The 3,447-nt window shown below is 34.2% G+C and carries 3 protein-coding genes; all 3 read right to left on the minus strand.

What is annotated here, in order from left to right; all coding sequences use genetic code 11:
• Positions 1-97: 97 nt before the first annotated feature.
• The 3 genes from ACFFHF_RS12080 to ACFFHF_RS12090 are packed head-to-tail and all read right to left on the minus strand — an operon-like array spanning position 98 to position 3,324.
• Complete coding sequence (locus tag ACFFHF_RS12080; RefSeq protein ID WP_251520838.1) at positions 98-1,120, minus strand: site-specific integrase; 1,023 nt, start codon at positions 1,118-1,120, stop codon at positions 98-100.
• Complete coding sequence (locus ACFFHF_RS12085; RefSeq protein WP_251520841.1) at positions 1,107-2,090, minus strand: tyrosine-type recombinase/integrase; 984 nt, start codon at positions 2,088-2,090, stop codon at positions 1,107-1,109. Before ACFFHF_RS12085 ends, ACFFHF_RS12080 begins: the two co-directional genes overlap by 14 nt.
• Complete coding sequence (locus tag ACFFHF_RS12090) at positions 2,083-3,324, minus strand: site-specific integrase (RefSeq protein ID WP_251520844.1); 1,242 nt, start codon at positions 3,322-3,324, stop codon at positions 2,083-2,085. The genes ACFFHF_RS12085 and ACFFHF_RS12090 overlap by 8 nt, the downstream gene beginning before the upstream one ends.
• Between the last annotated feature and the right edge of the window lie 123 nt (positions 3,325-3,447).

Raw genomic sequence — 3,447 nt, forward strand, 5'->3', positions numbered from 1 at the left:
AATTATCGAAAGTTTTTGTTTATGGAAAGATATTAGTAATTAGGCGTAACATTCGTAGCTGGCATAACAAATATCTTTCCATAATACTCCAAAATTCCTATCGACAAAATTCCTCCAGCCACTTTAATAAATCTGTATCCTCATCCCAAACAGGGGTATCTTGCTTCACAACCTCCATATATGCGGCTTCTAATGCATTTCTTTTTATTTCCGTATTTGCTCTTAAATATATATCAGTTGTAGTAACATTTACGTGTCCTAGTAAATCCCTTATATAAATTAGATTTACACCAGCCTCCAATAAATGCATAGCTTTTGTATGCCTGATCATGTGAGGATGAAGTCTGTCAGAGAACAGAACATCTGAATGATTTTCCTTAGCCTGTTTTAAATACTTTTCTAAAATGTATGTGATTCCAGGCCTTGTAAATGCGCGTCTATTGCTATTAAAGAAAAGTGGATAATCTTGTTTTCCATTTTCCAATAGTTTGTTTTCTTTCATGTAATTCTCCAACAGAACTCTTGTTTTATCCATAATAGGTACACTTCTTCGTTTATTTCCTTTGCCGGTTAAAGTAATTGTGGCTGGTTTCGTAAGTCTGACATCTCTTGTTTTTAAATCAATTAATTCTTGTACTCGTGCCCCTGTATCATATAGAGTAGCCATTAACGTTAAATCTCGACGCCCTTTTTTCTTGGTAGTATCAGGTTGTTCTAATATATACCTTAAAGATTCCTGTGAGAGGAATTCAACCGTCTTTATCTCCCTTTTTTTAAAGGGAATTCCTAATATTTTTTGACATTCAAATATATTTTCAGGGTGTTCTGACTGTGCATAACGGTAGAAACTATGGATTGCTGCTAGTCTTTGATTACGGGTGTTAATTCCGACGTTACGCGACTTTTCAAGCCAAAGGAGAAAGTCTCTAATTTTTTCTGCTTTAATTTTTTCAAAGGTAAGGTACTCTGGCCTGATTTTCAATTCTAAATTAAAATAAATTAGCACTTGTTTAAAGGTATCCCGATAGGACTTTATCGTATTAGTACTAACATTACGATGGCTAGGAAGGTAATCGGAAAGGAATCGTGTTAGTGTTCTGGCAAAATCAGTCTGTTTCACTGAACGATACCTCCGGTATTAAAGTTGAAAAATTCTGTTCAACTGATGCAATAATTTTTGGATATAAATCAGCAGTCAGTCTTAAGTAATGTTGTGTACCTCTTAAATCAACGTGTCCTAAAAATGCAGAAAGATAGGGAAGGAGATTCGTAATATCTTCTTCATCTAAGACCCATTTTTTCAAACAATGGACCGCAAAAGTGTGCCTAAAATCATGAAGTCTTGGTCCCTTTCCACTATGGGATATTCCAGCCTTCCACAATATCTCTCTAAATAGGTTATATATAGTACTTTCCTTATAATGTCCTCCGTAAGGGGATTGGAATAAATAAGTATCACTGGACTTTAGGTTATGAGTTTCTTTTACATACAAACGACAACGCTTCGTCAATGAATCTGTCATTGGAACATTTCGTTCTTTTCCAAATTTCGTATCCCGAATGAATAAAGTCCCATTACCCAAATCAACATCTTTTAGTTTTAAATTCAATGCTTCTGAAATCCGGAGGCCACAACCATATAACATACGGAACAGAAAAGGTAAGGTCAGATGTCTGTTGGGAGAAACATCTGAAAAAGGATAAATGTCGCATGTGGTAAAAATGTTCTTCAACTCTATTTCAGAAAAAATGTAAGGAACATAAGAATATCTATCAATCGAAATAGTTGCAGCTGGAAAAATGTATGCCTGATACCCAAGACGAACCATATATTTAGCGAGCCCTCGTATGATAGAGATTCTTCCATTTCTAGTACTGACAGTCTCATTTGGCCTTTTTTCTGTCCAAAGAAATACTAATTCTTTCGAAAGTTTTATATCTATTAAGTTTTCATTGGCAGCCAATGTGTCAAATTGTTTCAAAAGAGAAGATCCTTTTTTGTACTTATAGCCAACAGATCTCTTTTCCTCAATGTATCCATCAATCAATGGACCAAGAATACTTTGAAACACTACAGATTTCTTAGACATTCTTAAGCACCTCCTCTGGATCAATGGCACATTTCCTTAACCCATCCATTCCTGTATGCAGATAGACATTGGTAGATTTAGAATTAAAATGTCCTAGGATCTCAGAGATTACTGGTAATGGGGTTCCCTGCTCAAGCAAAGTACTCGCAAGAGTATGACGAAGCGAATGTAACCCTTGCCGTTTACCATCAGGAACAGTAATTCCAGAAAGTCTGGTATATTTTGTAATGATATTATGAAGATTAGCGTCTCTTCCAAATGCCTCAAAGGGTGCATTCATCCGAATAAAAACGAATGGAGAGTTACTAATAGGACGCCCATTTTTTAGGTAATCAATTAATGCCCAACCTATATCATTTAATATTGGATATGACACGATATTCTTTGTTTTATTTTGTCTTATTTCTATATTTTTTGATTGCCAGTTTAAATCTGATAACTTCAAGGATTTGATGTCACCAACCCTAATACCAAGTTTGGCAACCAGAAGCAGAATCGCATAATCTCTCTTTCCGGTTGGGTTCCCTCTATCAATACTATTCAACATACGAATAACATCATCTTTATTCCAGACAGAAGGAACAGGTGGATAATAATATTTACTCTGTTTAGGAACTTTTAAAGACAAATCTTCATCCGTATATTGGTTAAAATAGAGAAATCTTAAATAAACCCTAAGGGCTGTTAAGATAGATGCAATACTTTTTTCATGATACTTATAAATTGTTTTTACATAATCAGAAATTATATTTGCAGTAATATCATTCGATTTTTGAACATCTCTACTGTCAAGATAATCTATGAAAAAGAACAAACGTTGCATCCGTGTTCGTAGACCTCTTTTGGAGTACTCGTTATTTTCGCATTCCTTTTCATAGCCAGTAAGTTCTGATTCAAACTGTGGTGGTTTAACATATCCTGGCTTTTTTACAATCCTTCGGATAATCACACCATGAAGCTGATAATCGCCTAGAACTCTAATTCTTCTAATAGGACCTTTGAGTTCTTTAGGTATAGCTTCTTGATAATAGTTAACTGTACAATTGTATGTTTCCTTCAAAAAAGCCCTTCCTAACGCTTCTGAAAAATAGAACTCATCTCTTGCATTTGCAAATGAAATTACTCTTTTGTAAAAAGCACGATATCCACAAATAGTGTTATATGCATAATTTAGCCTTTCTAATTCAGATAAAACATTTGCAACTAATTCTTCAATGATTATTCGATTTTCCATATGGCACCTCCTAGATTTTAATAAATCTATTGTGAGGTGTTATGGAAAGAAATAAACGTATATTTCAATTCAAATAGGGCATATACACTTATTTCTTACCATAAACAAAAACTTTCCATAATT

It is taken from the genome of Robertmurraya beringensis (assembly GCF_042433785.1).
GTDB classification, from domain to species: domain Bacteria; phylum Bacillota; class Bacilli; order Bacillales; family Cytobacillaceae; genus Robertmurraya_A; species Robertmurraya_A beringensis.

Bases quoted from the DNA above. Each gene is read 5' to 3' on its own strand.
- ACFFHF_RS12090 (WP_251520844.1), bottom strand. From the start codon at position 3,324: ATGGAAAATCGAATAATCATTGAAGAATTAGTTGCAAATGTTTTATCT.
- ACFFHF_RS12085 (WP_251520841.1), bottom strand. From the start codon at position 2,090: ATGTCTAAGAAATCTGTAGTGTTTCAAAGTATTCTTGGTCCATTGATT.